General features: G+C 49.9%; 30 protein-coding genes. 14 read left to right on the forward strand and 16 right to left on the reverse strand.

Annotation, left to right across the window (positions count from 1 at the left end):
• Window positions 1–71: 71 nt before the first annotated feature.
• A complete protein-coding gene (locus tag ACILSQ_RS00945; protein WP_395742379.1) occupies window positions 72–470 on the forward strand; it encodes a DUF6527 family protein in 399 nt (132 codons plus the stop codon).
• A gap of 208 nt (window positions 471–678) precedes the next feature.
• On the opposite strand, the gene ACILSQ_RS00950 is transcribed toward ACILSQ_RS00945, so the two are convergent.
• The 3 genes from ACILSQ_RS00950 to ACILSQ_RS00960 are packed head-to-tail and all read right to left on the reverse strand — an operon-like array spanning window position 679 to window position 3,164.
• The gene (locus ACILSQ_RS00950; RefSeq protein WP_395741691.1) at window positions 679–1,464 is read right to left on the reverse strand and encodes a DUF932 domain-containing protein; all 786 of its coding nucleotides are present in this window, start codon (window positions 1,462–1,464) and stop codon (window positions 679–681) included.
• A gap of 36 nt (window positions 1,465–1,500) precedes the next feature.
• Complete coding sequence (locus tag ACILSQ_RS00955; protein ID WP_395741692.1) at window positions 1,501–1,689, reverse strand: hypothetical protein; 189 nt, start codon at window positions 1,687–1,689, stop codon at window positions 1,501–1,503.
• 56 nt (window positions 1,690–1,745) lie between these two features.
• Window positions 1,746–3,164: a DNA polymerase III subunit beta gene (locus ACILSQ_RS00960; protein ID WP_395741693.1), complete on the reverse strand. Its 1,419-nt coding sequence runs from the start codon at window positions 3,162–3,164 to the stop codon at window positions 1,746–1,748.
• 200 nt (window positions 3,165–3,364) lie between these two features.
• On the opposite strand from ACILSQ_RS00960, the gene ACILSQ_RS00965 reads away from it, so the two are divergent.
• Complete coding sequence (locus tag ACILSQ_RS00965; protein WP_395741694.1) at window positions 3,365–3,691, forward strand: hypothetical protein; 327 nt, start codon at window positions 3,365–3,367, stop codon at window positions 3,689–3,691.
• Window positions 3,692–3,785: 94 nt separating this feature from the next.
• Here the strand turns inward: ACILSQ_RS00965 and ACILSQ_RS00970 are convergent, their stop codons facing one another.
• The 7 genes from ACILSQ_RS00970 to ACILSQ_RS01000 all read right to left on the reverse strand — a co-directional run bounded on the left by ACILSQ_RS00970 (window position 3,786) and on the right by ACILSQ_RS01000 (window position 8,081).
• Entirely contained in the window at window positions 3,786–4,196 is a 411-nt protein-coding gene (locus ACILSQ_RS00970; protein ID WP_395741695.1) for a hypothetical protein, read from the reverse strand.
• Entirely contained in the window at window positions 4,171–4,539 is a 369-nt protein-coding gene (locus tag ACILSQ_RS00975) for a hypothetical protein (protein ID WP_395741696.1), read from the reverse strand. Before ACILSQ_RS00975 ends, ACILSQ_RS00970 begins: the two co-directional genes overlap by 26 nt.
• A gap of 21 nt (window positions 4,540–4,560) precedes the next feature.
• Entirely contained in the window at window positions 4,561–5,373 is an 813-nt protein-coding gene (locus ACILSQ_RS00980; protein WP_395741697.1) for a RecB family exonuclease, read from the reverse strand.
• Window positions 5,370–5,930: a hypothetical protein gene (locus tag ACILSQ_RS00985; protein ID WP_395741698.1), complete on the reverse strand. Its 561-nt coding sequence runs from the start codon at window positions 5,928–5,930 to the stop codon at window positions 5,370–5,372. The genes ACILSQ_RS00980 and ACILSQ_RS00985 overlap by 4 nt, the downstream gene beginning before the upstream one ends.
• 312 nt (window positions 5,931–6,242) lie before the next feature.
• Window positions 6,243–6,413, reverse strand: a complete 171-nt coding sequence (locus ACILSQ_RS00990) for a hypothetical protein (RefSeq protein ID WP_395741699.1) — start codon at window positions 6,411–6,413, stop codon at window positions 6,243–6,245.
• Between the two features lie 94 nt (window positions 6,414–6,507).
• The gene (locus ACILSQ_RS00995; RefSeq protein ID WP_395741700.1) at window positions 6,508–7,308 is read right to left on the reverse strand and encodes a hypothetical protein; all 801 of its coding nucleotides are present in this window, start codon (window positions 7,306–7,308) and stop codon (window positions 6,508–6,510) included.
• Complete coding sequence (locus ACILSQ_RS01000) at window positions 7,305–8,081, reverse strand: hypothetical protein (protein WP_395741701.1); 777 nt, start codon at window positions 8,079–8,081, stop codon at window positions 7,305–7,307. Before ACILSQ_RS01000 ends, ACILSQ_RS00995 begins: the two co-directional genes overlap by 4 nt.
• Window positions 8,082–8,724: 643 nt before the next feature.
• On the opposite strand from ACILSQ_RS01000, the gene ACILSQ_RS01005 reads away from it, so the two are divergent.
• From ACILSQ_RS01005 to dnaE, 6 genes are all read left to right on the forward strand, one after another.
• Window positions 8,725–8,937 (forward strand): hypothetical protein, encoded by a 213-nt coding sequence (locus ACILSQ_RS01005; RefSeq protein WP_395741702.1) that lies wholly within the window; start codon window positions 8,725–8,727, stop codon window positions 8,935–8,937.
• A gap of 187 nt (window positions 8,938–9,124) precedes the next feature.
• Window positions 9,125–11,269, forward strand: coding sequence for a hypothetical protein (locus ACILSQ_RS01010; protein ID WP_395741703.1), 2,145 nt, complete (start codon window positions 9,125–9,127; stop codon window positions 11,267–11,269).
• On the forward strand, window positions 11,256–11,555 hold the full coding sequence (locus ACILSQ_RS01015; protein ID WP_395741704.1) for a hypothetical protein: 300 nt from the start codon (window positions 11,256–11,258) through the stop codon (window positions 11,553–11,555). The genes ACILSQ_RS01010 and ACILSQ_RS01015 overlap by 14 nt, the downstream gene beginning before the upstream one ends.
• A gap of 558 nt (window positions 11,556–12,113) precedes the next feature.
• Window positions 12,114–12,890 (forward strand): nucleotide excision repair endonuclease, encoded by a 777-nt coding sequence (locus tag ACILSQ_RS01020; protein ID WP_395741705.1) that lies wholly within the window; start codon window positions 12,114–12,116, stop codon window positions 12,888–12,890.
• Window positions 12,891–12,973: 83 nt separating this feature from the next.
• A complete protein-coding gene (locus ACILSQ_RS01025; protein ID WP_395741706.1) occupies window positions 12,974–13,390 on the forward strand; it encodes a LexA family protein in 417 nt (138 codons plus the stop codon).
• Window positions 13,387–17,460, forward strand: coding sequence for a DNA polymerase III subunit alpha (gene dnaE, locus ACILSQ_RS01030; protein WP_395741707.1), 4,074 nt, complete (start codon window positions 13,387–13,389; stop codon window positions 17,458–17,460). The genes ACILSQ_RS01025 and dnaE overlap by 4 nt, the downstream gene beginning before the upstream one ends.
• A gap of 7 nt (window positions 17,461–17,467) precedes the next feature.
• On the opposite strand, the gene ACILSQ_RS01035 is transcribed toward dnaE, so the two are convergent.
• The 3 genes from ACILSQ_RS01035 to ACILSQ_RS01045 form a co-directional block, all read right to left on the reverse strand.
• On the reverse strand, window positions 17,468–17,641 hold the full coding sequence (locus ACILSQ_RS01035) for a helix-turn-helix domain-containing protein (protein ID WP_395742380.1): 174 nt from the start codon (window positions 17,639–17,641) through the stop codon (window positions 17,468–17,470).
• A 249-nt stretch (window positions 17,642–17,890) separates the two neighbouring features.
• Complete coding sequence (locus ACILSQ_RS01040; protein WP_395741708.1) at window positions 17,891–18,139, reverse strand: hypothetical protein; 249 nt, start codon at window positions 18,137–18,139, stop codon at window positions 17,891–17,893.
• A 21-nt stretch (window positions 18,140–18,160) separates the two neighbouring features.
• Complete coding sequence (locus ACILSQ_RS01045; RefSeq protein ID WP_395741709.1) at window positions 18,161–19,057, reverse strand: SH3 domain-containing protein; 897 nt, start codon at window positions 19,055–19,057, stop codon at window positions 18,161–18,163.
• Between the two features lie 353 nt (window positions 19,058–19,410).
• Here ACILSQ_RS01045 and ACILSQ_RS01050 point away from each other — a divergent pair, with 353 nt between their 5' ends.
• The 6 genes from ACILSQ_RS01050 (at window position 19,411) to ACILSQ_RS01075 (ending at window position 23,704) form a co-directional block, all read left to right on the forward strand.
• Complete coding sequence (locus ACILSQ_RS01050; protein WP_395741710.1) at window positions 19,411–19,935, forward strand: hypothetical protein; 525 nt, start codon at window positions 19,411–19,413, stop codon at window positions 19,933–19,935.
• Complete coding sequence (locus tag ACILSQ_RS01055) at window positions 19,914–20,750, forward strand: endonuclease/exonuclease/phosphatase family protein (RefSeq protein WP_395741711.1); 837 nt, start codon at window positions 19,914–19,916, stop codon at window positions 20,748–20,750. Before ACILSQ_RS01050 ends, ACILSQ_RS01055 begins: the two co-directional genes overlap by 22 nt.
• Before the next feature lie 225 nt (window positions 20,751–20,975).
• Window positions 20,976–21,782 (forward strand): hypothetical protein, encoded by an 807-nt coding sequence (locus ACILSQ_RS01060; RefSeq protein ID WP_395741712.1) that lies wholly within the window; start codon window positions 20,976–20,978, stop codon window positions 21,780–21,782.
• 14 nt (window positions 21,783–21,796) lie between these two features.
• A complete protein-coding gene (locus ACILSQ_RS01065) occupies window positions 21,797–22,282 on the forward strand; it encodes a tetratricopeptide repeat protein (RefSeq protein WP_395741713.1) in 486 nt (161 codons plus the stop codon).
• A 4-nt stretch (window positions 22,283–22,286) separates the two neighbouring features.
• Window positions 22,287–22,517, forward strand: coding sequence for a hypothetical protein (locus ACILSQ_RS01070; RefSeq protein ID WP_395741714.1), 231 nt, complete (start codon window positions 22,287–22,289; stop codon window positions 22,515–22,517).
• Between the two features lie 38 nt (window positions 22,518–22,555).
• The gene (locus ACILSQ_RS01075) at window positions 22,556–23,704 is read left to right on the forward strand and encodes a RelA/SpoT domain-containing protein (protein ID WP_395741715.1); all 1,149 of its coding nucleotides are present in this window, start codon (window positions 22,556–22,558) and stop codon (window positions 23,702–23,704) included.
• Between the two features lie 136 nt (window positions 23,705–23,840).
• Here the strand turns inward: ACILSQ_RS01075 and ACILSQ_RS01080 are convergent, their stop codons facing one another.
• The 3 genes from ACILSQ_RS01080 to ACILSQ_RS01090 all read right to left on the reverse strand — a co-directional run bounded on the left by ACILSQ_RS01080 (window position 23,841) and on the right by ACILSQ_RS01090 (window position 24,872).
• Window positions 23,841–24,062: a hypothetical protein gene (locus ACILSQ_RS01080; protein WP_395741716.1), complete on the reverse strand. Its 222-nt coding sequence runs from the start codon at window positions 24,060–24,062 to the stop codon at window positions 23,841–23,843.
• A gap of 170 nt (window positions 24,063–24,232) precedes the next feature.
• Window positions 24,233–24,634 (reverse strand): hypothetical protein, encoded by a 402-nt coding sequence (locus tag ACILSQ_RS01085; RefSeq protein ID WP_395741717.1) that lies wholly within the window; start codon window positions 24,632–24,634, stop codon window positions 24,233–24,235.
• Window positions 24,627–24,872: a hypothetical protein gene (locus ACILSQ_RS01090; protein WP_395741718.1), complete on the reverse strand. Its 246-nt coding sequence runs from the start codon at window positions 24,870–24,872 to the stop codon at window positions 24,627–24,629. Before ACILSQ_RS01090 ends, ACILSQ_RS01085 begins: the two co-directional genes overlap by 8 nt.
• Window position 24,873: the final 1 nt, after the last annotated feature.

Raw genomic sequence — 24,873 nt, forward strand, 5'->3', positions numbered from 1 at the left:
CTCAGATACTTGAACCGGAATTCGTGCTATCCGTTCCGAACCCGCTTCAGCAAGGCGTGCTCTATGTCTCCATGGAGTTTGCTACTGTGATTCATCTGTGCGCTTGCGGGTGTGGCAACAAAGTTGTGACCCCACTTAAACGTGCGGGTTGGGAACTTTCGTACACTGAAGACGGAGTGTCTCTGTATCCTTCGATCGGATGTTGGTCATTCGCCTGCAGATCCCATTATTGGGTTCGTCAAAACCAAGTAGTGTGGTCTGACGACTGGTCCAATGCAGAGATTCGCAATGGAAGGGAAGAGACCCAGCGTATGCACTTAGATCACCAGCGAAGAGCAAAGTCTCAAGAAGAGGAGAATAATACTTCAACACATCACTCAGCATCAGCCGCAGCGGCAGAGGTTGTCGTTTCTCCGCCATCAAAAACATATTTTCGGCGAGTGCTGGAGGTCCTCCAGTTTTGGAAGTAAGATGTTTCTAGTCCCATTCAATGCCAGGTGAGCCGATTCTGCCGAGAGTTTAGTACCCAATTGGATACTAACACATCCAAGGAATATCCCTCTTAAAATAAGACCTCGGCAACAACCATTTCTGTCCTAGCGTTGCCGTGGAGGATTCCACTAGCTAAAGAAAAGAGCCCCTGTCCAGCATGAAGCCGAAACGGAGACTCTTCCCTTTTCACGCAGACAAGCCAACGTACGAATCCAGAAGCCCGTGGAGAGCTTCTGTGCGTTTCGGCAGCTCTTGGAGATTCCCATCTTTCAGAGACTCCGTGAACGCATTGAACAGGCTCCAGACATTCCTCCCCTCAAAGGCATCATGTTTTGGCTCACGCCACTCATGAAGCACGCTGGGGATCAAACGATTGGAGCAAACACCAACGTCCACAGAGCGGATGATGAGGTCGTGGGCTTTAACGTCATCAATCTCAGCCTCTTTGTAGGCGGAGATGCGGGTGTCTTGCTGGTGCCATTTCGCCATGAGTTTGCCAATCGACCGTGAAACAAGCTGGGGCAGGTCACGGTTGATGTAGCGTGTGTGCTTCCTGTCGAATTTGATCTCTCCAGCAAAGGAAAGATTGTCGCAAACCAGAACTGCAGCACCGGCAACAATACCAGCGGGGAACATCTTGTCGTGACTGTTTCTGAGTCCGAGGATCCAGCAATAATCCTCTCCTTGGGCTTCTCGCTTCGTATGTATTTCCATGAGCCCGAAATACCTGTTCCCTTCGTGGGAGAGGGAATGGGCTTGTTTTCCAATGCGAAGGTTGGTCCGTTTGAGGGTGTTCTGGACGGTAGCGATCAACTCGTGGTGAGGAATCGGATGCCAGCTTGGTGTGGGATGCGGAGTCTTCACCTTGCGGACGTCTTTGAGGTCCACATGAGAGGCGCCACAATGCAGGATGAGGTTGGGGCTTTTACGTGTTGGGGGTGGTGGGGGTAGCGGGTCAAGATTCGAGATCATGACGGTGTTTTCCTTTCTGTGTTGGGGTTGGGAGCGTCAGGTGTGTTGAACCATGCGCTCGATTCTTTGGATGACAGGGACAGCGAGTAGACGAGCAGCCAGGTCACCAGAGGAGATCCAGTAACCATTCTTCCATTCGACTTTGATGGTGCCGAGTGGAGTGATGATGGTGGCTCGTTTCAGTTTCTCGTGTCTGTCGAAGACGATGGACGAGATGCGTTTCATAAAAAAGCCAGACACACCGGTTAGGCATGTCTGGCTCCTTGGGGTTTGAGGTTCGATCACAGCTTCATCCCTTGGAGAGAACGAAGCGTGGATCGGACAGACTGCATTTCCCTGGCGCTGGCCTTCTGGTCACGGTTGATGACTTTAAGCTTCAACGACAGATCGCGCAGCAGGTTGAAGCCCTCGTTGAACTTGTCACGAATGAGCAAGGTCATATCGATGGCTTCTTCCATGGGCGTTTTCTGTCCGTCGGAGGGAGGTGGTGTATCGGGTGTGGGACTGTGGAGCATGGGTTTGGGGGTGGGTTGTGGTGAAACAGGCCGAGGTGGTGGCATGTTCACCGGTTTGGATGGTGCTGGGTCTGGTGCGGTCATTCTCAGCGGCATCACGATCATTTGCTTGTGCTGGGTATGGAACCGGAGCGGACTCATGTCGTTGATGAGGCTGATGGTGTTAAGACCGAAGCCGAGAGCCTTGATGAGAAAGCGACGGCTCAGGTAGATCGTCACCTCAGGTCCTTCTGCTTTGACGTCAGAGACCGGAACTCGTGTCCAGCCTTCATTGTCGACGTCTTTGCCGAGGAGCAGGAGCTGTCCCTTGGCCCACTCTAGTCCGATGGTTTGGTATCGGTCTGGGTCGTGACAGGGCATACGCTGAATGAGCTTGATCAGTGCCTCCAGTTTGGCCGGGTCCAGGGTGATGCGTGTTTTGGCTTCACGCTGGTCTGGAACGGTAATGCGCCAGTCAGGATATTTGCCCTGAATCTGACGGCTTATGAACCTCCAGCGCCTTGAGGAGAGCTGAACGAATTCATTATCGGACTTCATCTGCCATTCCCCGTCCTGATTAAACTCCTTCCAGCCGATGAACTTGTTGGAGGGTATCAGCACAGAGCTTTGAATGGGCAGGGTAAACGAATTGGCACTGAAGAGGTGCTTTCCGTCTGTCCCTACCACATTGAAGGCTTTGGGGTTGCTGGCGTCGATGAAGGCACCGTTGAGGATGTAGCGAGTCTGGTCTGAGCTGGCGCAATCGAGAGCCTGATGAAGAGACTCACGAACGGCAGGAGACAGGACCACGGCTTCGCTTTTGATGCGTGGTATCTGCGGAAACAGCTCCAAGGAGACCGGTTTGACCTTGGAGGCACCGAGGTTTTCAGCAAGGGCGAACCGGATGATTGGGCCTTGAGGTGTGTTTTCGATGAGAAGGCGCTCGGCTTTGTCACAGCTTTTGGTGAGCTGATAGAGCTGGTCATACGGGATGAGCACAGCGAGAGGAGGTCCTTCAGATGGGTGTTCAAGTCTGAGAGTCACAAAACGGTCAAGATCAGATCCGGTGAGGGCGATCCAGCCTTCGTGAGTTCTTTCGACTTTGACACAGAGCAGGGCGGGCAAGGTGGCTTTATGGTTGATGACCTTGCCGATGCCTAGAAGTGCGGCTTTGAGCTCCGCGATGGGCAGGGCGATGGGTTGCATGGGTGTTTGGGGTTGTGGGTTAAACGCCAAAAAGCCCATGCGCCGGTTAAGGACACATGGGCTTGAGGGCGTTAAGAGTTGAGGAATGTTTCCTGTAGGAGGGTTCAGCAATCCGAACCAGCCTACATTGTCAGACGAAATGATGACCAAAGCTTGTAATTAGCGGTGGAGTGGAGGCGTCTTTTGGCTAGATTTCTATCATGGCTCACCAAAATATCGACATCACTTGGCTGGAAGCAGAGGTTTCATTTGGGGCGGATACGATCAAAGATAAATGGTTAGTCAGCAAGCACAGCGACGGATCCCATTCTATTGAAGTCACAAAAGAAATGCAGAATGGAAAGAATTATGTTTTTGATATTCCATTTGATATTGATGATACGGCTCCTTCCCGTTCAGGTGCATATGGTGTGCGCACCCTACTCAAGCCTTTGGACGCATCACAAATGACCTGCAGACAACAAATCACGTCGATTGAGGAACTAGATCAGCTTGGTTCGCCTAATGATGAAGAAGCGCAGACTTGAATCTCAGTTCTCGTGGGGACTACTTTAAGTGAAAAGAGCCGGACAACCCCGCTATTGGGATCATCCGGCTCTTGGGTTTTGTCGTTGGGGAGTGTTAGTAGCCGTAGGGGTCACGCCTTTGGCTGGAGCGCATGCGCATGACAAAAATGCTGCGCCCGATGAACACCATGCCCGACACCAGAAGGATGCAGAGCAGGACTGACAACGGGAACAGAATGAAGCTGCTCATGGTCGAGTTCAGCAGTGCAATCCAGCTTTTGAGCTGTTCCAGTGCCAGTGTGACCAACGGCGCCACAATGACCACAGGAACAGCAATGGCGATGGATAGACGTGCGTTCATTTTGACGAACTCACGAAGCTGACCAGACGGAGACAGCCAGTGCTCCAGTGTGGTGAGGATGAACCGAATCACCTCAGCAGCTCTTTCGATGCCGTTAAGGTGTGGGAGTTCATTATCGACTACGGGTGCGGGTAACGGTCTAGGACGCCAATGTTGCGTGAACATTTTCTTCAGTCGCTTGGGCCATGTGGGACTTACGACCGTTGAGGGATGCGGGGGAAGGTGTTGATCCTCCCATTCGTCGGGTGAATGTGTCATAGAAGTGTTTGCGTGTTTTGGAGCCGAGGGCAGTTCCGAGGATGAGCAGGAAGGCACAGCCGACAGCCAGAGAACCGGTAGCGATCTGCCAGCGGTTGAGGCTTTGGTTTTGTGCGGCGAGCTTGTTTTCGAGTCCATCGATCTTAATTTGCATGACGAGCAAAGGATCAGGCTTCAATGAGAACCAGCCTGCATGTGCTGTTGGCGAAAACAGGAGCAGGCCGATGATGAGTGTGAGGATGTGTTTCATGATTTGATGGGGTTGTGGGGTTCAATGTCTGCGGCATTCGTTGAAGAACTCACAGGACGAGCAATGCATCCCCGGTGAAGGAACAAATTGCTCATGTTGGAGTCCTGTGACGTAAGCTTCCATTTGGCGGAAGAGCCGGTTTTCCTGATGTCTGGTCATGGGTGGCATCGTGGTGATGACGACCTTGGGGTTTTTGAGTTTGACCAGGTGATGAAGGGCCATGCCGCTTTCCTTTTGACCAGTGTTGTGACGGTAAAGGATGGCGTAGCCAGTGGTTTGAATCTCAGTGGTGTGGGCGACCTTTTCTGGATTGGGCGTGGTGGCCGAGGTCTTGTAGTCGATGATCTGCCGACGTTGGACCAGGTCGAGGATGCCAATCAACCGGGGTAAACCATGGTTGACGAGATCAGCCTCCACAGGGACTTCAACGGCATCCGGCTTTAAATCAGCAGGAACATGGGATTCGCGCAGGTAGGTTTCTACCAGACGCCATCCCGTTGTTTTTTCTGCATCTTCCTCACCAGCTTCCCAGACAGGCATGCCTTCTGAGGTGTCCGACCATGCTTCAATGTAGGCGTTGTGAGCCTGCTTGAGTGTGAGCGGCTTTTGGAGCCACCGTGCTTTGTTCCATGTCTTCAAAACAGAGTGAACTGAGTTGCCGACGTGGAGCGAGGGTGTTTTTGGCTTTTTGAGCCTGAGCACGTAGCGGAAGAAGAATTTCAGCCGGCATTGCAGAAATAAGGACAGGCGAGAAGCCGATACCTTTTCCTGCAAGCCGGTGAGGATTTCCTTCTCGCTGGGCTCTTTGTGGGGAGCTTCAGCGAGTGTGTTCATGCCGCTTGGTGGTTGGTGGGTTGTTGTTGCCGCCAGCGTGTTTGACGAGGCGCTGGTTTACCGGCCTTGACCAGCAGATCTTCGATGAGCTGTGAGGCCTGCATCTTGTTAAGATGCTTTACGCCGGCACCAAAGAGCTGCTGGGACAGTTCCTCGGCCACCTGCTTAGTTATGCTGGGGTTCTCGTTGACGATGCGGAGGATAAACCCCTTTTGACCGTCTGTGCAGTTCCAGGCATCACCAACAGCTTTTGGTTGCTGCTGATGCTGTCCGTTGCTGTTCTGACGACCGTTGCCATTGAGCTGATAGGTGCGGCCGTTGTTCTGGGGACGCTGCTGACCGTTGTTGTTGGGGCGGTCATTGGCGGCCGGTACAAAGCCGGGATGCTGGATTTCCTGATCGACCGATTGTTGCAGGAGCTGATAAAGCTTCTGCACTTCTCCTTCGACCTGGCTGATGTCTGACAACTCGATCTCAACAGAAGCCGCAAAGCTGTGACTGCTGTAGTGGGGGAGACCGAGTTTCTTGCTGTAGTTGGCGCTGAGTTTGATGGCCATGGTGTTTTGATGTGGTGGTGGGATGAAGGCACGAAAAAAAGCCAGACCTGTGATGGCCTGGCTTGATGCGTGGATGGGTGCTGCTTTGAGTTCTAAGCCGCTTTTGGCAGCTCAGGACGTGGTGGAGTGCTGATGTCTGCTTCTCTGAGGGTGGTCGCTGTAATCCATCCCGCTGAGCCCTGAAGCGATTGCCGGAGAAGAAGATCCACGAGTTTTGTCATGGGGATCTTCTGGTGTTTTGCTTCATGGTATATGACGGAGACCAGAAACCGGCTGATCTGCGGACTGTAGTGCTTCGGTCTGGACATGGCGCTACTTTTGAATGTAACGCTGATCACAGACTTTGATCACCATTTCGCCAATGCTCTCGCCGGCCTTATAGAAAGCACGGTCCATGATTTTATAAGCAACGGCGAATGCGATGATGGTGCCGAGCGCTTGAGTTGCTGCGACGATGTAGAGGATGACGATTGCCTTTTTCATTGTGGGTGTGGTATGAGGTTGATGTGTCGCAGAGGATGGCCTCTTTGATCATCTTGTTATACCCGCAATGAATCAGCTTTAAGGGAGGGGGGGGTTATTTGAACTCCACCCCATACCTCTTCGTCAACAGCGCTCTCAGCGGCATTTGGTCGGATTGGATTTTTTGAATACCCTCCATGGCAGATGTCAGTTCACTTGAGAGGAGAAGCCATCTAGTTTTGCGCTCCCCCTTGAGGTTTTCCATCTCTTTAAAGGATGTGGTGAAATCACCGGAAAAGCCACGAAAGAAGTGTTTAGCGAGGTTGTCGAAACTTCCGAGATTTTCGTCTTCTATTTTTACCTCCGAGACAAAGTTGCTCAATTTCGTGGTGACAATCTCCAATTTTTGAGATGCCTCGACTACATTGTGAGCATAGTTGAGCAACTCCTCATCGACGTTTGCCATCGGGAGATCAAGAATCCCGTTCCGGATTCTCTTCATCATGTCGCAAAGCTCCTGAGCTTTTACCATCGCATTGCTTTGGTGCTCATCTCCAACAAGCGGTTTATCAGTGACAGAGGCAGACTCTCTTTCAGCAATTTTGTTGATCGAAGCCCAGTATTGAATCGTTGCGCGTTTGCCAGCTGAACCCGAAGGCAGCATTAACCACACGAAAATTACCGCCACACCGCCTGCAATGATCTTTCTCCGATAGGGCTGGATCTTTGACACCGCCTCCTTCACCCTCGCATCATCACGTATCTTTTGCCATTCAGGGCCAACTTTTTGCTGCACTTGAGAGACAGCTTCATTGACCTTCTTGTTCTCCCTGATCTTTTGAAGGAACACAAGAACCCGTGACCATGAGTTTTTCAGCCACGATTCGATCTCTGGTTTATTGGGTAGAGCTTTCATTTTGAAGTGGCGCGAACGTTGAACAGGATCAGCTCCATAATCGGCTTCGGCAGATAAAGCCTCACTGCCTCCAATGGCTTCCAATTTGATCCCCGGCTTCCGCTTGTGGTGAGATCTGGATTCATGAGCAGGCTGTCAATCCTCAGCACATCCACAGGCCCTTTTGGCTGTCCATAGGTGTACTTGGCGCTGTATTCCTTCCATCCCCGCTCGTCTTGAAAGAAGGGCTTGTGGTCGATCCATAGCCGTCTGCTCGCTTTCGTTCGTGCGTTAACGAAGTTGTAGCAGTGCCAGACCGTTTCCTTATACGGAGCATCAACCAGGTCTGCTTTGGGAGCTTCAGTCACCAGTTGAACCGCGACAACTTGATCCGCTTTGTCCACAACCAGGTAAAGCTTGTTGAAATGCCCGTCGAAGATCCCATCGAAACCGTAGTGGAAAAATGAGTCTTTTGGAAACCCTGGACACACCACCTTGATTTTTGGAACGACCTTTTGAATGAGGTGGAGCTGGTCTCTGGCTTCCACGTAGGGCATCAAATACGTAACATTCTGGTAGAGCTTGATCCTGGGTGCCTTCGACGTGTCTGAGGAAGGCTGTGCGAAGGTGGAGAGCAACACACCCAAATCCTCCATGGTTGCTGAACCACCCTGAGCCGCTGACTGCCATCCCTTGTCCAGAACGAGGGTGCCTGGAGGTGTGGGGGATTGTGCAAATCCATTGAAGGACTGCAGCACAACGAAAGCGGCAAGGGATATGGCTCGGATGGACATGGCGGCAAGATTCAAAACTCGCCACCAAGAAGGCGGACTCTGATGAATCCGCCGAGGTGGCCGGAGAGTTGATAAGCCGCCATAGGCCAGCCGCGACGGCCTTTAAGCCGAAGCTCTGGACATACGCCGTCGCCTCCCGGCCATTGTGCATGGTCGTGAAGCGACGTGTTTGCGGCACACGTCGACCGCCTATGGTGAGGTTATCAAGCCCCGGTTCTGGTCTCCCAGAACTGTTCAAATGCTAACGGGGAGGAGAACGCAGTAAAGGGGAAACTGAAACAGGAACCACCCACATCAAATTCCTGCCCAATATGATTCATCCTCCCAAGGGTTGAATTTGAATGGTTTCAGCACATGCGTTTACATCTCAGATTTTTTTAAAGCCTTACAACAACGGCATCATTCACGACGAAGCTGCGAGTGAAAATAAGCAGCAGCACCAGCTTCATCATGGGTTCGTCATCTCTCTGGTTGTTCAGCAAGGAGTGCATACAGCGCTGCAGCAGTGCTTAAGATAGCACTGCTGCTGCATCTGCACTCACTGCACCAAATGAATGCAGCAGAAGTGAAAAAGGCTGCTGCTGCACTTGTTTGAATGGTCAATTTCGGTTGAATCAGGTCACGTCCCCTCCCCCTTTCAAAGATGCCCAACCAACGACAAGCCGGAACCAAACTTGCCGGAGCCTACATCAGCGCCGACAAGGACAAGGCTCTGGCCGAAATCGCTGCCCTGAAAGGCTATGAAAACAAGGCCGAGTTCCTCCGTGCTCTGTTTGATGCAGCGATTGAGGAGAATGAATCGGCCCTTAAAAAAGCGCGACCTTCGGTTAAAAACAAGATGCGAAGACACATTTAGGGCCATATTCGCTAGGAAGTCCACTGAGTCATCTGGGTGCATTATAGGCTTGCAGTATAATAATTTTGCTTGTGCCGTTCACTTGGCCTTGCTATCCACTTTCCTGTCAATAACCTCGACTAGGTCTCGCCCGTAGACTTCCCAATGCTTCAAATTTCTGCCGATCCTTCGCTGCCATCATTAACCCATGAAGATCGATATCCACACCCACACCCGCAAGTGCAAAACAGGTGATGCTCTAACACGAAATATTTCAGCGCAAGATTTTTGTGAGGCCGTTCTTTCCACCGATGTTAAAATCATCGGCATCACTAACCATAATGTATTCGATCTGGATCAATATAAAGAGATTTTGGCTCGCCTAGGTACAGAGGCCCAAGCATGGCCAGGAATCGAACTCGACATCCAAGAGGAGGAATCCAGAGGTCACTTATTGGTAATTGTGTCACCATCAGTCGTAGATCAATTCTCCAGCATAGTTGAACGGGTAACCCATGGGTTCACACCTGACAACTTTTTGATATCGATCGAGGACGTCCTAAATGCATTTGACGAACTTTGTCCTTTGTACGTGGCCCACTACAAACAAAAGAAGCCAAACCTCTCTGACGAGGGAATTCTAGCTTTACAAAGCAGAACGAGAAATCCCTGTTTTGTCATCAAGGAGGTAGCAAACGCAATATCAGCGGGTATTTACATATCGCATGGCCATGCTTCGATATACGGATCCGATCTTCACGACTGGGCAGAGTACAAAGACATTTCGCGCGAGCTCCCCGATCTTCGCCTGCCGGTGGAAAGCTTTGAGCACTTTTGCCTCCTTTTAAAAAAGGATCCCACAACGATCAATACGATCCTCAATAAAAAGACATGTGAAGAACTCATCCTTCTTCCATTTGAAGACAGTGCAATCTTGAAGCTGAAGGTCTACAATGACATCAACATAATATTCGGACCCAAGGGAACCGGCAAGTCGTGCATATTGAAGGCCATCGCCAAGTCCTATTCAGACAATGGAATTTGTACAAATGTTTACGTTTCGGCGAGCGACCGCCTGGACGAAATTTTCGACACCAGAGGCAAAAATTTGACAGTTAACCTTAACGACTTTGGCATTAACTATTGCACGAACGAAATCAAAGAAATCCGTGAAGCTGCGGAGGTGACAGTCACAAGCGTGAGCAGCTACTTTGCCCACTTTTCTGCAACAACCACAAATCGAAATGCCAAAAAGATTTTGTTGAAGGATCTTAAGCCGGAAGAAGAAACTAGTCTCAGACATCAGTTTTCAGAGACCCATGAAGCAAGAAACAAAACATATGATTTCCTTCAGTTTTTAACATCACATCAGTCTATAAAAGAGGAATTAACTGAAGAGGAACATGGAGAGCTGTCACAAATCCTTTCTGATCTCGTTTCTCGCTTAAGCAAAAGGGAATGGATTCACTACTCCACATGGAAAGAGGTTTGTCTGCTCAACTCGGCAATCGCCGCATTCCGAACAGAGATCGCGAGAAAAACAGGCGTGCCCGCAAAACCATCCTCTACCGGCTTTCGGGATTATGCATTCAATCGGATTAAGATTGAGATCGCGGCAAATGAAATTATCAAGAGCTTAAGCGCGCAAATACCTCGTTTGCAAGAGAACGTGGGTAGTCTTGGGACCAACAAAGGCAATTTAGAATACCATACTGAATTTAGATTCCAGACTGGCGCTGTGACTGATAGTGCGTTCTGGAGCTTTAGCAGCGTGAAGAAAGGGACTCAGAAGAACTTTTCAAAGCAAATCCGCCAAATCGCCGGTTGTATTTACGATGATTCTTTGTTTCGCTGCATCGCTGACCTAAACGCCATTGAGGAAGTCGAAAACATAAAAACAGTCCAAGAACTGCTTCTTTTTAACCGACGTTTTATGCTGGATGGTAGCCAGTATATTCCATCAAGCGGCGAGGCATCAATGGTAATGTTGCAAAAGGAACTGGGCGCAGAAAAAGACATATACATATTAGATGAGCCGGAACGCAGTTTAGGCAATGAGTACATTAATGACGTCATCGTTCCACTGATCAAGGAGCGCGCCAGAACCGGCAAAAAGATTTTTATCTCGACGCACGATGCCAACATCGCTGTAAGAACGCTACCGTACAGTTCGGTTTATCGGTGTCACGGAAAAGAAGGTTATACCACGTACATTGGTAATCCTTTTTCAAATAATTTGATCAATGCCGACAATCACCATGACCAGCTTGACTGGAAAAAGGTCAGTATGAAAACGCTTGAAGGCGGGGAAGAAGCATTCGGAGAAAGGGGAATAATTTATGGAACAGATTAAAGCCAGCGTAAAATCTAAAGACGACAAATATTTCATTCATATTGAATCAGGTGATGAAGGAGTTTTTATTCCATTATCAGAGGATAAGCCGAATGATGTCAAAAGTGCATTTAATAAGCTTATCATTTGCCTTAAGAAGGGAAAATTTCAAATTCAACTCGAAGAAGTACGTGATGATCTTTTTTGCCAGGTTGCTAAAGAATATGTCACACAGCTGAACCGCGAACTTGTTGAGGTTCACAATGAGATGACACGCTACGGCTTGGTTTCGACAGCGGATGATTAACCGACTTGAAGGCAACATTCCCACCACCATTCTCCCAATTGTCTAAGCGGCCTGATTAGCTCCGCTTCCACCATGTGGTTTCACAACTTCGTCGTTCTTCAATACTATTGCACCTTTCTTCATAGAGCTCATAGCTTGTGAGCTTTGATCTCTATGACGCCAGCAAGTTCATAGGGTGCTAGCCGTGACGCTTACGATCAACCTCACCTCCTGCCGATTTTTTTCACGCTATTTTTGAAATGAATCGGATGGGTCAGATATGGAAGAGTTTACATTATAGTCACCTCTTGGACCAATCCTGGGCGAAGCAAGGTCATCGCCGTATCGATGACGAAAATTGGCGACACGAGGGCCATTGCGTCCGTTGCGCGTTTTCATTCCGATGTGAAATTCGATCATGTTCGAGCCAACACAAAAACCGCTTCGCGAACGACTCCAACCGCTGGCCCAGGAATCCGTGTTTATTGGCACCTCTTCATGGAAATATCCGGGCTGGTTTGGGCAGATCTACGCCCGATGCACCACCAGCAACAAGTTCTCAGAGGCCAAGTTTGACTGATGGGCTCTCCTCAACAGCTCAGACTCTTCCAGATCGAGAATCCCCTATCCTCTCGCCTCGGGGCTGATTTTTTCCGTTCTCTGCCTTCGGTCCCTGGCGTCTATTTCTTTTACGGGGCGGATGGTGCGCTGCTTTACATCGGTCAGTCTTTGGACCTGAAAGCACGGATTGGTAGCTATCGGCACGTGACTCCCGAGAAAAATCCCAAGCGAACTTTGCAACTGGTCCATCGAGTCTTCAAAATTGAATGGAGAGAATGTGCCACAGCCGCCGAAGCCATTGAGCTTGAGCGTGTGCTGCTTTTGGAACATCGACCACCGTTTAATCGTGCTGGCGTGTGGAAGGGTGATCCATGGTGGCTGAAAATCGAAGTCGTGTCTGACAGGCTGAATCTTGAGTTGATTCGTGAGGAAAGCGGCATAGGCCCTCTTCCACCAGCGTTTAGGTACCTCTTGAGCTCATTAATCAGGTGCCTGTTTCGTTTGTCCTCCCCTTCCGTTGCACTCACTGATTATCCACACGGCCTGTTTGAGCCAGCTCTGCCGCTTAGCCTTTCCATAGCACTCCCGAACGCAGCTGAGGCCTTTGGAATGCTCGCCGCTTATGCTGAAGGTCGTTTTGAGTCACTGCTGACGAAGATCCATGAGATTCACCTGGGCGTTTCCGCCTCAGAGCAGGAATATTGGAAAGAGGAGGTGGAGCGGTTGGTCAAATATGCTTCCAAGACTCAGAAGGCAGACAGCGGGTCCAAGGCGGTAGAAGTGAATGTGTGCTGATTACGGCCTATGGTCTCGTTGGTCATGATTTTTCAGTTGCAGAGGGAACTGGTTGGATAATGTTCTTTTGAACACATTACAACATGAACGCCCTAGCAAAGCTCGCCCAATACCTGGAGCAGATCCTGTTCCTTGGAGGCATTCAGGCAGGGCTTCCGGTCGCTGAATCCCCACGCATAGACCGACTGGATGACTTCGACATGGAAAGCCTGCGTATCCCCAAGAGCATGCGGACATTCGCACTAAAGGTGCGAGGTGATTCCATGATCAATGCCGGCATCCATGACGGTGATGTGGTCATTCTGGACTTCGAACGTCAGGTCAAGAACCGAGACATCGTTGCGGCTCTTATTGACGGAGATTCCACGCTTAAACGCTATGTCGTTCAACGTGGCAAGCCCTTCCTCAAAGCAGAAAACCCGGCCTTCCCTGCCCTGATTCCGGCTCAAGAGCTGGTGATTCAAGGGGTGATGGTGGCCTTGTTTCGACAGGTCACATGATCGTTCACCTCGATGCTGACGCGTATTTCGCATCTGTCGAACAAGCAGCAGATCCAAAGCTGAGAGGCAGGCCCATTGCTGTCGGTGGGGAGAAAAGAGGCATCATTGCGTCAGCCAGCTACGAGGCAAGGAAGCTGGGGATCTATACGCCTATGCCTACAGCAAGGGCAAGGAAGCTGTGTCCCAAGCTGATTGTGCTACCTGGGGACTTCGAAAAATACGAGCGATTCAGCCGGTTCATGTTCAGCTACGCCTTTGACTTTACGCCAGAGGTTGAAATCACATCCATCGACGAAGGCTATTTTGACCTGAAGGGATTGCGCAAAGGGACGCCCGAAGCAGTGGCTCAAACCATCCGGAAGGCCATAGCCCAGCGACTGAAGATCACCGTTTCAGAAGGCATAGGCAGCAACAAGCTCGTCTCTCAGGTCGCGTCGAAGCTCAAGAAGCCAGCGAGCCTGATTGAAGTTCCACGAGGGCATGAGCGTGAATTTCTGGCTCCCCTTCCCAATCAGTGGCTCCCCAATGTCGGACCCAAGCTCTCAGGGACGTTAAAATCTGCAGGCCTGGCTTTGATCCGTGAGGTGGCTGAAACACCCGTGGAAATGCTTGCTCTTCTGGTTGGCGGCTATGGGCATCAGCTTCGTGAATTCGCACACGGCATTGACCAGCGTCCTTTAGTGGTGGAGAAACAGCCGGCGAAGTCCTACGGCGAACAGCACACCTTTGAGACTGATGTGACCGAGGAAGCCGTCTTGATCGCCCAGCTTTACAAGATGGCGGACAATCTAACGGCCAAGGTGCGGGAGGACAGATGCAGCTTCCGCACCATCACACTCAAGCTCCGTTATAACGACATGCAGGACGTGACGAGGAGCACGAGCCTAGAAGAACCCTCAGACCTAGCTGAGGACATTTTCCCTTTGTTTTCGGGACTGCTCAAAAAGGCCTGGGATCGTCGTGTGAGTGTCCGCCTCATTGGTTTAAAGCTCAGTCACATCTACGGCTCTGTCTTTCGTAGTGAACTGCCTCTTGAAGCCGATTCTATGAAGCGGCTGAAAATGCAAAAGCTGGCTCCCGTGTTCGACCAGCTCAGGAGGGACCATCAGATCATGAGAGGCAATGAGCTGGTGTCTCATTCCATCCGGCGTTCCAAAACGATCTTTCCAGCGTTCACCAAGCCAGCATCGACCATAAAGCTGTTGGCTGGCCTCAACTTCAAATCCCAGTTCAGCTTTCTGGATTCTCTGCTCTCACCTGAAGAGGTGGTTGCCTTGGCGAAAGAAGCCGGTTTCCGTTCAGTGGCCATCACAGATCCAAACCTGCATGGAGTTGTTCCGTTCTTTCAGGCAGCGAAGGAAGCAGGGATCAAAGCCATTGTGGGCGCTGAACTGAAAGCTGTGGAGGGGTCTCGGCTGGTTTATGTGGCGAATGCGACGGGCTACCAAAACCTGTGCCATCTGTTGAGCGTTGAGACCCTGAGGGAGAAGGAGATACAGGCAAATTGCGAAGGCCTGTTGTTTGCCGATCCCTCAACGCATGCTTTGCCAGAAATCCGCTACAGAACTTCACAGGATCGAAGAAAACACGGCATCGTTCAAAGCATCCGCACTCTCACCCGGCTCAATCAGAAGCATCCCGAGAAGAGGCGTGGGGATTATTCTCTGCAGTCAGCCCATGCTCAGCTTGGTTCATTCACAGCAGAGCAAATCAGAGCTTCGAACGACCTGGCGGAGCAGTGCGATTTCAGCTTTGATTTCGAGACGCTAAGATTTCCGAGATTCACACCTGCAGACGGAAGCACACCCAATGAGATGCTTTATCGTCTTGCTGTGAAGGGATTGGAAAGGCGCTACGGGGATAAGGCTCAACTGCATAAGGCCCAATTGGAAGAGGAACTGGGCATTATCGCAGAGGTTGGCTATGAAGAATATTTCCTGGCCGTCTGGGAGCTGCTACAAGATTGCAAGACACAAGGCATCGAATGGATCACCCGAGGCAGTGCCGCGGATTCTCTGGTCTGCTACAGCCTTGGCATCAGTGGTGTTTGCCCCATCCGCTTTGACCTTTATTTCCGGAGATTCTTGAACCGGGAGCGAATGGCGATGAACAAATTGCCAGACATCGACATCGACTTCCCTCACGACAGAAAGGATGACGTCGTGGACCTGATCTTTCGTCGATATGGAAACCAGCATGCGGCCATTGTGGGTGGCTTTAACACGTTCCAAGGCCGTTCCGCACTGGCTGACATCGCCAAGGTTCTAGGCGTGTCTGAGCACCAAATACGGCGATTTACGGAGCGAGTACCTCATACCAGTGCTGCAAGACTCAGCGATGCGGTCAAAGACAGCCAAGAATGCCAGGATCATGAATGGGATGAGGAACCCTACAAGACGGCACTGGAAATGGCTGGATTCCTTGATGGCTTTCCCCGCTATCGAAAGATGCATCCTTGTGGCGTGGTCATTTCACGGGACGCCATTCATTCACTGACTCCCACGTTTATCAGCGCCAAAGGCTATCCGACGACGCACATGGATATGGATGCCGTCGAAGCGATTGGACTGATCAAAATGGACATCCTCGCTCAAGGAGGGCTGGCAGTGATGAGAGATACCGTAAAAGCCATTGAGAAAAAAGGAGTGCCTGTGGATATTGAGGCCTTCGAGCCATGGGAAGATCCGGAAGTGTGGGAGATGATAGCCAGTGGAGGAGCCAGAGCTGTTCATCACATTGAATCACCGGCCATGATCTCTCTCTGCAAAATGACCAACGTCCGAGAGATTGACGGACTGGTTGCCATTGTGAGTGTGATCCGTCCAGGTGCAGCAAACGAGTCCAAAAAGCTGAAATTCACCCGGCGTTATCAAGGATTGGAACCGGTTTATTATCCTGATCCTTCTTTGGAGAGTTGCCTGAAGAGCACGTTCGGCCTTGTCGTTTACGAGGAGCACATTCTGCAAATATGTGAAGCTTTTGCGGGTATGCCTCCGGGACGTGGTGATGTTCTCAGGCGGGCATTGAACAAGCAAAAAGCAAAACTCATCGCGGAGCTGAAGCTGGAGTTCATTGCCTGTTCCAGAGCACGAGGACACACCAAAGCCAAGATCGACGAGGTTTGGGAGCTGGTATCAGGATTCAACGGCTATGCCTTCTGTCGGGCACACAGCACAGCGTATGGAGTGGAGGCGTATCAAGCAGCATGGCTCAAACGCTACCATCCAGCCGAGTTCATGGCTGCTGTGCTGACTCATGGGAAGGGTTTTTATTCTCCCCTTGTTTACGCTCTGGAATGCTATCGGCTTGGGCTGCATTTTAAAGCTCCCTGCATCAATAATCCATCGTCCTGCTTTGAAACCGATGGAACGTGTATTCAAGTGCCCGTTCGCAGCATCAAGGGCATCTCAGAGAAGACTCTGGCAAGACTTGAAGCAGAAGTGAGGCACAGAAGCTTTTCATCACTGCGTGACTTCTGTGACAGAGTTCGTCCAGCCGTTGATGAGGTGGAGAACATGATCCGTGCCGGCGCCTTTGATGTGTTTGGTGATTCCCGTCCTCTCCAGTATTGGCAGTCTCGTGCGCTTTTAGCCTCCAAGAGTGAGGAAGATCGACAAGAATGGCTCCTCCGACCGCCAGACGTTGCTCAGCACCTACAACATCAGCTACACGAACCGACGCTGAAGGAGAAACTGGAATGGGAATATGACTTGTTCGGCTTCACCATTTCAGGGCATCCGTTGGACCTGTATCCAGAGGTGGCATGGGAGACGTATTGCCCGGTGGAGCGACTTCATGAATTCGTCGGTAAACGCGTTGTCTGCTGCGGTCTGGTGATTGAGCAGCGCCTTCACCATCAGACGACCGGAGAATTGATGAAGTTCCTGAGCTTGGCTGATCGAACCGGGATTGTTGAAACCGAGCTTTTTGCTGACACCTACAAGAGCTACGGGGCCGTCACAGTGCGCTATCCAGTTCTTGAGGTAGACGCCACAGTGGAACCATATGAGAATGGGCGGGGATTTTCACTGCGGGTGTTCCGAGTGAGCAAGGCACGCACAAAATCGTGAAGCTTTCTCAGACCTCCTTGATTGCCGACGTGGATTTTAGAAACTGATTCAATTCATCCGCGCTAATGAGAACATGGCGAAACGCTCGTGATGGTCGAATCAGTCCACGTTGAATGGCACGGTGCATTGAGACGGGCGAAACTCCGAGCAGTGTTGCCGCATCCTTCAGTTTGTAGGCCAGTGGAGGAGGTTGTTATGTATTCATGGGAAGAACAGCATACGCCACCTGCTGAACACGCAATGGCATCCAGGAACCATGATTTGCGGTCGTCATGATTCGAACTCCTGAGTCATCAATTGCCGTGGCGGCATGGCCTCGGGACTTCGGGTTGACCATGGCCGCCAGTTCTTTTGCCGTTGACGCACGGATGGATCGTGTTTCTTCCAAATCCTACACAGGCAGCGGAAATGTGGTCTTGAAGCCATAGAATCAAGGGGTGCTGTGCTTTTGCACCAAGCACGCAAAGTCATGAAATCTGTATTTTCTTATCTCTGCCTGGTTCTTTGCGCGCTTAGAGAGATCAATCAATTCATTGGCTCCCTCCTCAAGATATGAACGCCCCCCTTCAAAGTGACCTTTCTTCGTTTGGTGCTTAGGTGCATGGGCAGTGATTTTTAGTAACGTTAAAGGTGTGAGACGCAGCAGGAGGATCTTCAACTCAAACAAATCGGTGGACATTCAAATTGCAATAGAGCCCAATTATTTGGATTCAAGCTGGAGATATTTGCTGCGAACCCACCCTTGCTGAGAATCTATAGTAATTGGAACCCATTCAGTCTCTCCGTTTAATACTGAATCCCCCCTGATTTGCACCTTCACACCATTGGCAAGTGTGAGAACAGTTTTTGAATTCATTGAAGGAGCGGAACGGACGTTGAGTGTGTCATTTGAAGGAATTCCGCTAATAACAGCAGATTTTTCACCGACTACGATTTTAGTAGAGCCTGTCTCAGCCGGTCGAAAAGGAATAATTGAAGGACGGCTTGATTCAATAATTTTACTATTACTGGTCGTTGGCGCTACTGGAGGCTGAAATTCTAATGCGGTTGGTTCCGCGAAGGCAACATCAGTGACCTCAAGAATAAAATTGCCCTCTGCGAGAGTTAAAGCAGCAGCTTCTTTTACAGCTTTATCCATATCTATTTTTTTAGCAAGCATCTGAGCAGTTTGAATCACTGCCAGTGATCCATCGCAAAAAAATCTTTCGGCAGGCAAACTTGTAAACGTTCTAAATGTATAATACATCGTTTCATTCGGCTGCATTAGGTGTTGATACTCTTCCTCACTACGTTCTAGATTCAGATACTTACTAAGGCCGGTGAATTCAATGGAACTCATTTGAACCTTTTCTCCAAAGTCATTAACACTATTAAGCTTAGCGCGCAGTGCTTTAATCGCTTTTTGGGAGATGTTGCGCACGCCAACGCTCAATACCATATCGCCAGCACCATTCTTCCATATCCAGATGCCACGAAGCGCTAATGACTCATTATTGCTTTCGAAACGTTTAGTTGCTTCATCTGCACTATTAGCAACTCCTTTCAGACAAACAATAGCGAAAATAACGATCGAAAAATGGGCCAATGGTTTTTTCATAACATCGAAGCTGTAGAATATGCGTGCCAACAGATATTTATCTGATTATATTAAGAAGTGCAATTTTATAGGCAACTAAATCAAACGTCGCCTTAGCCTCATCGACTAAGGCCACATGTCCCTTTAGTAGTATTTCACTCGCGACCAATTAGAGCTTGGGCAAGACAGGCGAGAGGAAGTTTGATAAAGGCTTTAAGGATCATAGTGGTATTTTTTGCCCCAGATCCTCACTTTGTCAATTTTTTGGAACGTATTAATTACTATATTTTCTTAAGTTAACAATTCGGACAACCTTTGTGCTCGCATTCATCCGGTTCATTCCATAGATTCGAACTCGACCTGCGTCTGCCCCTATGAAATCCATTCTGCTTTACGTGTGCCTGGTTCTCGGAGCCCTGACGTTATTTGGCGCTGATGTCCCCACTGAGATCAACCTCCTCGACGGATCCAAGCTCAAGGGAAGGATAACTTCAAACAACGGCTCCGAGATCACCGTCATCAGCGATCTTGGCGTTTTCCGCATTCCCCTAGAGAAGTTGACTCCAGAATCCAAAGCAGCGGTCTCAGAGGTCACAAAACCCGATGTGGACGCCTTGTTGAGAAAGGTTGCTGAGTTGGAGGCCAAAGTGTCTCAGCTTCAGCAGGAAAACCAAGCACTTCGTCGGCAGGTGGCAGCATCCCCCTCCCCTGGCTATACCCCCTCCGGATCCAATTCTCTGACTCCTTCCTCACCAACGCCAACGACCCGAGCAGCACCAGGAGGGAGCTACACCATCAGTTCCACAGGAAAGCGCCACAATTCAGGATGCCGATATTTTGGATCTGGTCGGCCTTGTGGAGCAACAGACGGAATCGCATGCAAAATCTGTGGTGGTTAATCTTCTCGCTGCTCATTCTTTGTCAAGCCTCTGGACAAGATGTGGTGAGGGTAGTGACCTGGAATCTTGAATGGTTCCCAGGAAAGAAACCAGCGGCATCACAGGAAGAGCGGGACAAGCACTTCAACGAGGTGGCTGATGTCCTGCCCAAGATTCATGCGGATGTGGTGATTTTACAGGAGGTCCGAAATGATGAGGCTGCACAACGTCTGGCGAAGCTGATGCCTGGCTTTTCTGTGCATGTGACCAGCCGATTTCCAGACAGTTTCACGCACAAATTGGGAGAACAACAGATTACCATTCTTTCGCGTTTTAAGGCCGATGCAGCTTGGTCTGAGTCATGGAAGAGAGGATGGGCTAACGCTCCTCGTGGGTATGCCTATGCGAAGCTGTTGATCTCTGGAAAGCCACTGCACGTTTACGGGCTGCATCTGAAAAGCAACCTTGGCAATCCAGTCGAGAATACATCCAAACGAGAGGATGCTATGGAACAGTTGATTGAGCACACCAACGAATATTGCAAACCCGGTGAAGGCGTGGTTGTAGCGGGGGATTTCAACACGTCCAAGGATCAGGTGAAATTGGCATCCGACACCACTCTCCTTAAAATCGAAAAGGCTGGATTCTTCTGGACCTTTGAAGGGCTGCCTCTTGAGCAACGCATTACGGTTCCAAGAAAGGGCTCATACCCAGACGCCTGCTTTGACCACATTTATGTCAGAGACCTTGGCCGACCAGTTGCAAAACCACTGACAAACACACCCGGCAGCGATCATTTTCCTGTGGTGTTGGATCTTGTTGTGGAAACCAAATGAGCCTCACCAAAATCATTTCGGGCGGACAGACAGGCGCAGACAGAGCTGGGCTGGATCGAGCGAGAGCAAGGAGCCGGGAATCAACCTATGGGCGCAGCAGGTTCTACACAATAGCCTGTATGGGGACGACTCAAATCCAACCATGATGGGACGAACATGTGAGAGATGCTGGCTATCAGTTATAGCAACTCCTTGCATCAGGCCCATTGTTGATAACACTATTGCATGAAGTGCCTTCTTCTCACCTTGATTTTTGTTTCGGCGGTCCATGTCACAGCGGAAACCAAACGCGCTACCGAAAAGCATGTCAAAGTGGATCTAAACGGTGATGGCAAAAACGAGGATGTGCTGGTTCGATCTCTTAACAAACAGGGCGAGGAGATGACAGCATTCGAGGTGATCACTGAAGGGCAGAAAACCTCAGTTGCGGGCATGTTTTCGTCGGACTCAGACGATGGCTGGCCGACCCTCAAAGCGATTGCTCCATATCCAGGCAACAAGACGCAATGGTTGTTGATCGATGGTATTTTGTCTGGCTTCCTGGGATCAAGCAGCTCAATAATTGGGTTTCGAGAAGGACGTTTAGAGCAACTAGCTGCTTTTAAAGGAGCTGGCGAGCTTAAGATTCCTGGCAACGCAACAATCCTGACGAATGCCTGGGTTGGCTTTTGGTCACGCGTGGTGAAGTGGTCGATAGCCACAGATGGCAGTCTGAAGCTCGTTCCACAGGAGTTTTATGGAGTGGGCACAAGAGATGTAGAAGTGGTGCGCACATTCCCACTGCTTGAAACGCGCAATTCTGAGGCTGTAGTCGCAAGAACCAAGGAAGGGTCCAAAGTCGACATCCTCATATGGCAAGGGGAGCTACCGTTGACCGAATCGAAGCAACTTTCCTCAGATGTGCTCGAAAAAAGCTACCGTGAACCGGTCTGGCTCACTGGGTGGTATTTGATCCGAACCGAAACTGGACTGATTGGCTGGGTCAAAGGGGAAGGATTGGATAAACACCTCACTCTGCCGGTTGCGGGTTAAGCCATTCGAATAGTATGAACCTGGAAGAATTCCGCAAAGCATGTGAAGTCGCTGAAGGCTACATTGATCTGGGCCTTTTCGAGGATGCACTGAATATTTTGGAGGCTCTGCCAACGCAAGCCAAGATCTCCAAAGAGGTCATCATCCTTCACATGACCATTCTCGTGAAATCGGGACAGCCACTCAAAGCGTCATACCTGGGCGAGAATCTGTGTTTTGGTGATCCTGACAACGTAAGCCTGATGCTTGAGGTGGCCCAGTTGAAGCATGACGCCGGCGAGTTTACTGAAGCGATTAAATGGCTGAGGTCCGTGGAACCCAAATGCCAACACACCGGACAATTCCATCTAATCAGGGCCAGGTGTCATGCGGGATTGGGCGACCGTGAAGCATGCATCTTGGCTCTTCGCGAGGCACACAGAATCATTCCAGACCTCAGAATGAAGAGCCTTGAAGATCCAGCATTTGACCTGATACTCGGCAAAGCCCCCAATATTTAAACTCATGCCCCTTCCCTCCGTCTCTCAGCTCAAACAGGCCCTCAAACTCGCAATCAAACTCGAAGAAGCACAGTCAGAACTCGCCTCCATTCTGGGTGAATCATCAGACACGGCAAAGAGAGGTCCAGGTCGCCCTAAAAAGCAGCGAACGATGTCTGAAGAGGGCAAAAAGCGTATCGCGGAGGCACAGAAAAGGCGTTGGGCAGCTCAGAAGAAGGCTGAAGGGAAGAAGTGATGTGCCTTCTTTAAGTTTCTGGGCTAGCAATTTCACCCATGCTGATGAAAAACTCAACGGTGTACTCTGGCAAGGATATTGCACGAGCCGGCGCTGTGCTTGCCAAACCGGACATCGCGGAAACCGATCCTAGCGCTTTCGAAAATGCCATGGCCACCCTTTCGTATTGGCGGGCATGCCATGAAGAGCCGTTGAACTTGGCTGTAGAACTATTGAGTCAGTGTTCTCAGAGACATGATAAGCGTGCGGTGATTGCAAAACGACTCAAGCGTACACCGTCAATCATAAACAAGCTATGTAGGTTTGAGGGGATGAGCCTCAAAAACATGCAGGATATTGGAGGATGCCGTGCCATTGTATCAAGCGAGAAGCGTGTTCGGAAAGTGGTTCGTGAACTGACGAAGCATAAAGAATTCAGGATCAAAGACTACATCAGCAAACCCAAGGCTGACGGCTACAGAAGCATCCATTTGATAGGAAGCTTTTCGAAAAACAAGGGCGCTCCTCGTTCGATTGAACTACAAGTGCGCACAGCGGCACAGCACTCTTGGGCTACTGCAGTTGAAATAATAGACTTGTTTACTGGGCAAGCCATTAAAGCGAGTCGAGGCACAAAAGAATGGAGCACCTTCTTTCGATGTGCCGGAGAGCAAATCGCATTAATAGAAGATATTCATTTATTCAATCAGCTTTCCAATGAGGTTCTAGTTGAAGAGATCATTCACAAATTTAATGATAAATCGGTTCCTGACAGACACAAGGCTGTTACCACAAATGCAGCCACTTTGTATAGTCTGGGTAAAAACCTTGGAATTCTTGAGCATTTTAACGCTCGGGCCTTTTCGCTTAAGCTTGCCGATGATCATTTCACAAAAGTGGCTACCAAAGGATATTTTCTTCTGGAAATAAATCTAGAGAAACATGAAATCCAATCTCGCCATTTTCCAGAAGATAAGTTTCAAGCAGGTGTTGAAGCTTACCTCGCAGCCGAGAAACAAGCGGCAATAGTCAAAGAACTTGTCGTCGCTTTGGTCTCGACCGATGCTTTGGGCGGTATCACAGAAGCCTATCCAAACTACTTTGCTGACTCCAGTTTATTCACAAAGTACATTGCTGCTTCAATAGAGGCTTACCAGAGGTATATGCCAAATGCTATCTATCGCATATACAAGAAAATTTTTGGCTAATTATCGCGTTTTCAAATGACGAAGCAGATTCTTGCACCTGACTGCCTACCACCGCTAGATCATTTTTAAAAGTTTAGGAATTCACGTTTAAACACATCTCACTCGTCACTCCAGATCACCGGCATATTTGACAGTTTCATTCATCGTTGAAAAGAAACCCAAAGACCCCTGAGTTGTGACGATCCAATAAACCCCGGGGAAAATCCATGATCAGTGTGTCGTTGATCTGTTGAATCGGTTGTGAAAGGAGAAGCAGTGCCAATTGATCAATACGGGGATGCTTGAAGTTTCCATTGAACTCGTGCTTTCTCAGAAGAATGCGGTCGAGGAAGTGGTGAATGGGTGAGGGCTGGATCATGATGCCTCAACCTGCTTTTCCAAATCGCTGAAGAAGTTTGGCGTGGCATCCTAAAAGTAGCTGTCTTTGCGAAAGATTGCCTACATCTCCTCTTGTGAATATTCATCTCTGTGGCCAGTGTATTCCTCCACAGGTACTATCAGGTCCTCAATTACCGAGCAATTGGCCCATTATCTTCCAACCTGATCAATCCCATTTGACGGAAGAGGCCTGTGGAGGAATACAAAAAATTCGCTTTCACGATCTGTGCAGTCCAGCATTCCATCATACACAAACCGAAAGAAGATCCTCATCAGAGAATGCACATGCCGGTAGGAAGTGACCGGATCATCTTCACCTTCGACCACTTCAATCAGCCGGCATGAAGAAGTGAAGAACACCAGATCCTCCTTCTTCATTCCCGTCAGCTGAATCATCTCTGACATCCTCATGGTCGGTTCAATTTTCTGCCTCTTTGCATTTTTGAGGATCTTCCGGCCTTGCTGAAGTATCCCCAGGTAATCGAGGCCAGCCATTCGAGACAGGAGCCCGTTGAAGCTGCCGGTGATGATTAATTCGCCGGCGTCATTCATTCCCCTGCCCTCCTTCCTCTGTGACTGACATCTGGGACTGCAAATAGCGCACGGCATCCATTTCCCGGTCAAAGAAGCCAGTCCTTGAGCCATCGACGTCCAGGATCCAGAAAAGGCCGTAAAAATCAAGGACCACCGCTTCTTCATCGCCCAGCATCACAGACGAAACAGGGCGAGAGAGGAGCAGAACAGCCAGGGAGCGAGGCCCTTTATTGAGCAGCATTGAGATCATTAACATC

The sequence above is a fragment of the Prosthecobacter sp. genome, assembly GCF_044227185.1.
Classification (GTDB): domain Bacteria; phylum Verrucomicrobiota; class Verrucomicrobiia; order Verrucomicrobiales; family Verrucomicrobiaceae; genus Prosthecobacter.

Bases quoted from the DNA above. Each gene is read 5' to 3' on its own strand.
- ACILSQ_RS00945 (WP_395742379.1), top strand. From the start codon at position 72: ATGGAGTTTGCTACTGTGATTCATCTGTGCGCTTGCGGGTGTGGCAAC.
- ACILSQ_RS00950 (WP_395741691.1), bottom strand. From the start codon at position 1,464: ATGATCTCGAATCTTGACCCGCTACCCCCACCACCCCCAACACGTAAA.
- ACILSQ_RS00955 (WP_395741692.1), bottom strand. From the start codon at position 1,689: ATGAAACGCATCTCGTCCATCGTCTTCGACAGACACGAGAAACTGAAA.
- ACILSQ_RS00960 (WP_395741693.1), bottom strand. From the start codon at position 3,164: ATGCAACCCATCGCCCTGCCCATCGCGGAGCTCAAAGCCGCACTTCTA.
- ACILSQ_RS00965 (WP_395741694.1), top strand. From the start codon at position 3,365: ATGGCTCACCAAAATATCGACATCACTTGGCTGGAAGCAGAGGTTTCA.
- ACILSQ_RS00970 (WP_395741695.1), bottom strand. From the start codon at position 4,196: ATGTTCACGCAACATTGGCGTCCTAGACCGTTACCCGCACCCGTAGTC.
- ACILSQ_RS00975 (WP_395741696.1), bottom strand. From the start codon at position 4,539: ATGAAACACATCCTCACACTCATCATCGGCCTGCTCCTGTTTTCGCCA.
- ACILSQ_RS00980 (WP_395741697.1), bottom strand. From the start codon at position 5,373: ATGAACACACTCGCTGAAGCTCCCCACAAAGAGCCCAGCGAGAAGGAA.
- ACILSQ_RS00985 (WP_395741698.1), bottom strand. From the start codon at position 5,930: ATGGCCATCAAACTCAGCGCCAACTACAGCAAGAAACTCGGTCTCCCC.
- ACILSQ_RS00990 (WP_395741699.1), bottom strand. From the start codon at position 6,413: ATGAAAAAGGCAATCGTCATCCTCTACATCGTCGCAGCAACTCAAGCG.
- ACILSQ_RS00995 (WP_395741700.1), bottom strand. From the start codon at position 7,308: ATGAAAGCTCTACCCAATAAACCAGAGATCGAATCGTGGCTGAAAAAC.
- ACILSQ_RS01000 (WP_395741701.1), bottom strand. From the start codon at position 8,081: ATGTCCATCCGAGCCATATCCCTTGCCGCTTTCGTTGTGCTGCAGTCC.
- ACILSQ_RS01005 (WP_395741702.1), top strand. From the start codon at position 8,725: ATGCCCAACCAACGACAAGCCGGAACCAAACTTGCCGGAGCCTACATC.
- ACILSQ_RS01010 (WP_395741703.1), top strand. From the start codon at position 9,125: ATGAAGATCGATATCCACACCCACACCCGCAAGTGCAAAACAGGTGAT.
- ACILSQ_RS01015 (WP_395741704.1), top strand. From the start codon at position 11,256: ATGGAACAGATTAAAGCCAGCGTAAAATCTAAAGACGACAAATATTTC.
- ACILSQ_RS01020 (WP_395741705.1), top strand. From the start codon at position 12,114: ATGGGCTCTCCTCAACAGCTCAGACTCTTCCAGATCGAGAATCCCCTA.
- ACILSQ_RS01025 (WP_395741706.1), top strand. From the start codon at position 12,974: ATGAACGCCCTAGCAAAGCTCGCCCAATACCTGGAGCAGATCCTGTTC.
- dnaE (WP_395741707.1), top strand. From the start codon at position 13,387: ATGATCGTTCACCTCGATGCTGACGCGTATTTCGCATCTGTCGAACAA.
- ACILSQ_RS01040 (WP_395741708.1), bottom strand. From the start codon at position 18,139: ATGTCCACCGATTTGTTTGAGTTGAAGATCCTCCTGCTGCGTCTCACA.
- ACILSQ_RS01045 (WP_395741709.1), bottom strand. From the start codon at position 19,057: ATGAAAAAACCATTGGCCCATTTTTCGATCGTTATTTTCGCTATTGTT.
- ACILSQ_RS01050 (WP_395741710.1), top strand. From the start codon at position 19,411: ATGAAATCCATTCTGCTTTACGTGTGCCTGGTTCTCGGAGCCCTGACG.
- ACILSQ_RS01055 (WP_395741711.1), top strand. From the start codon at position 19,914: ATGCAAAATCTGTGGTGGTTAATCTTCTCGCTGCTCATTCTTTGTCAA.
- ACILSQ_RS01060 (WP_395741712.1), top strand. From the start codon at position 20,976: ATGAAGTGCCTTCTTCTCACCTTGATTTTTGTTTCGGCGGTCCATGTC.
- ACILSQ_RS01065 (WP_395741713.1), top strand. From the start codon at position 21,797: ATGAACCTGGAAGAATTCCGCAAAGCATGTGAAGTCGCTGAAGGCTAC.
- ACILSQ_RS01070 (WP_395741714.1), top strand. From the start codon at position 22,287: ATGCCCCTTCCCTCCGTCTCTCAGCTCAAACAGGCCCTCAAACTCGCA.
- ACILSQ_RS01075 (WP_395741715.1), top strand. From the start codon at position 22,556: ATGCTGATGAAAAACTCAACGGTGTACTCTGGCAAGGATATTGCACGA.
- ACILSQ_RS01080 (WP_395741716.1), bottom strand. From the start codon at position 24,062: ATGATCCAGCCCTCACCCATTCACCACTTCCTCGACCGCATTCTTCTG.
- ACILSQ_RS01085 (WP_395741717.1), bottom strand. From the start codon at position 24,634: ATGAATGACGCCGGCGAATTAATCATCACCGGCAGCTTCAACGGGCTC.
- ACILSQ_RS01090 (WP_395741718.1), bottom strand. From the start codon at position 24,872: ATGTTAATGATCTCAATGCTGCTCAATAAAGGGCCTCGCTCCCTGGCT.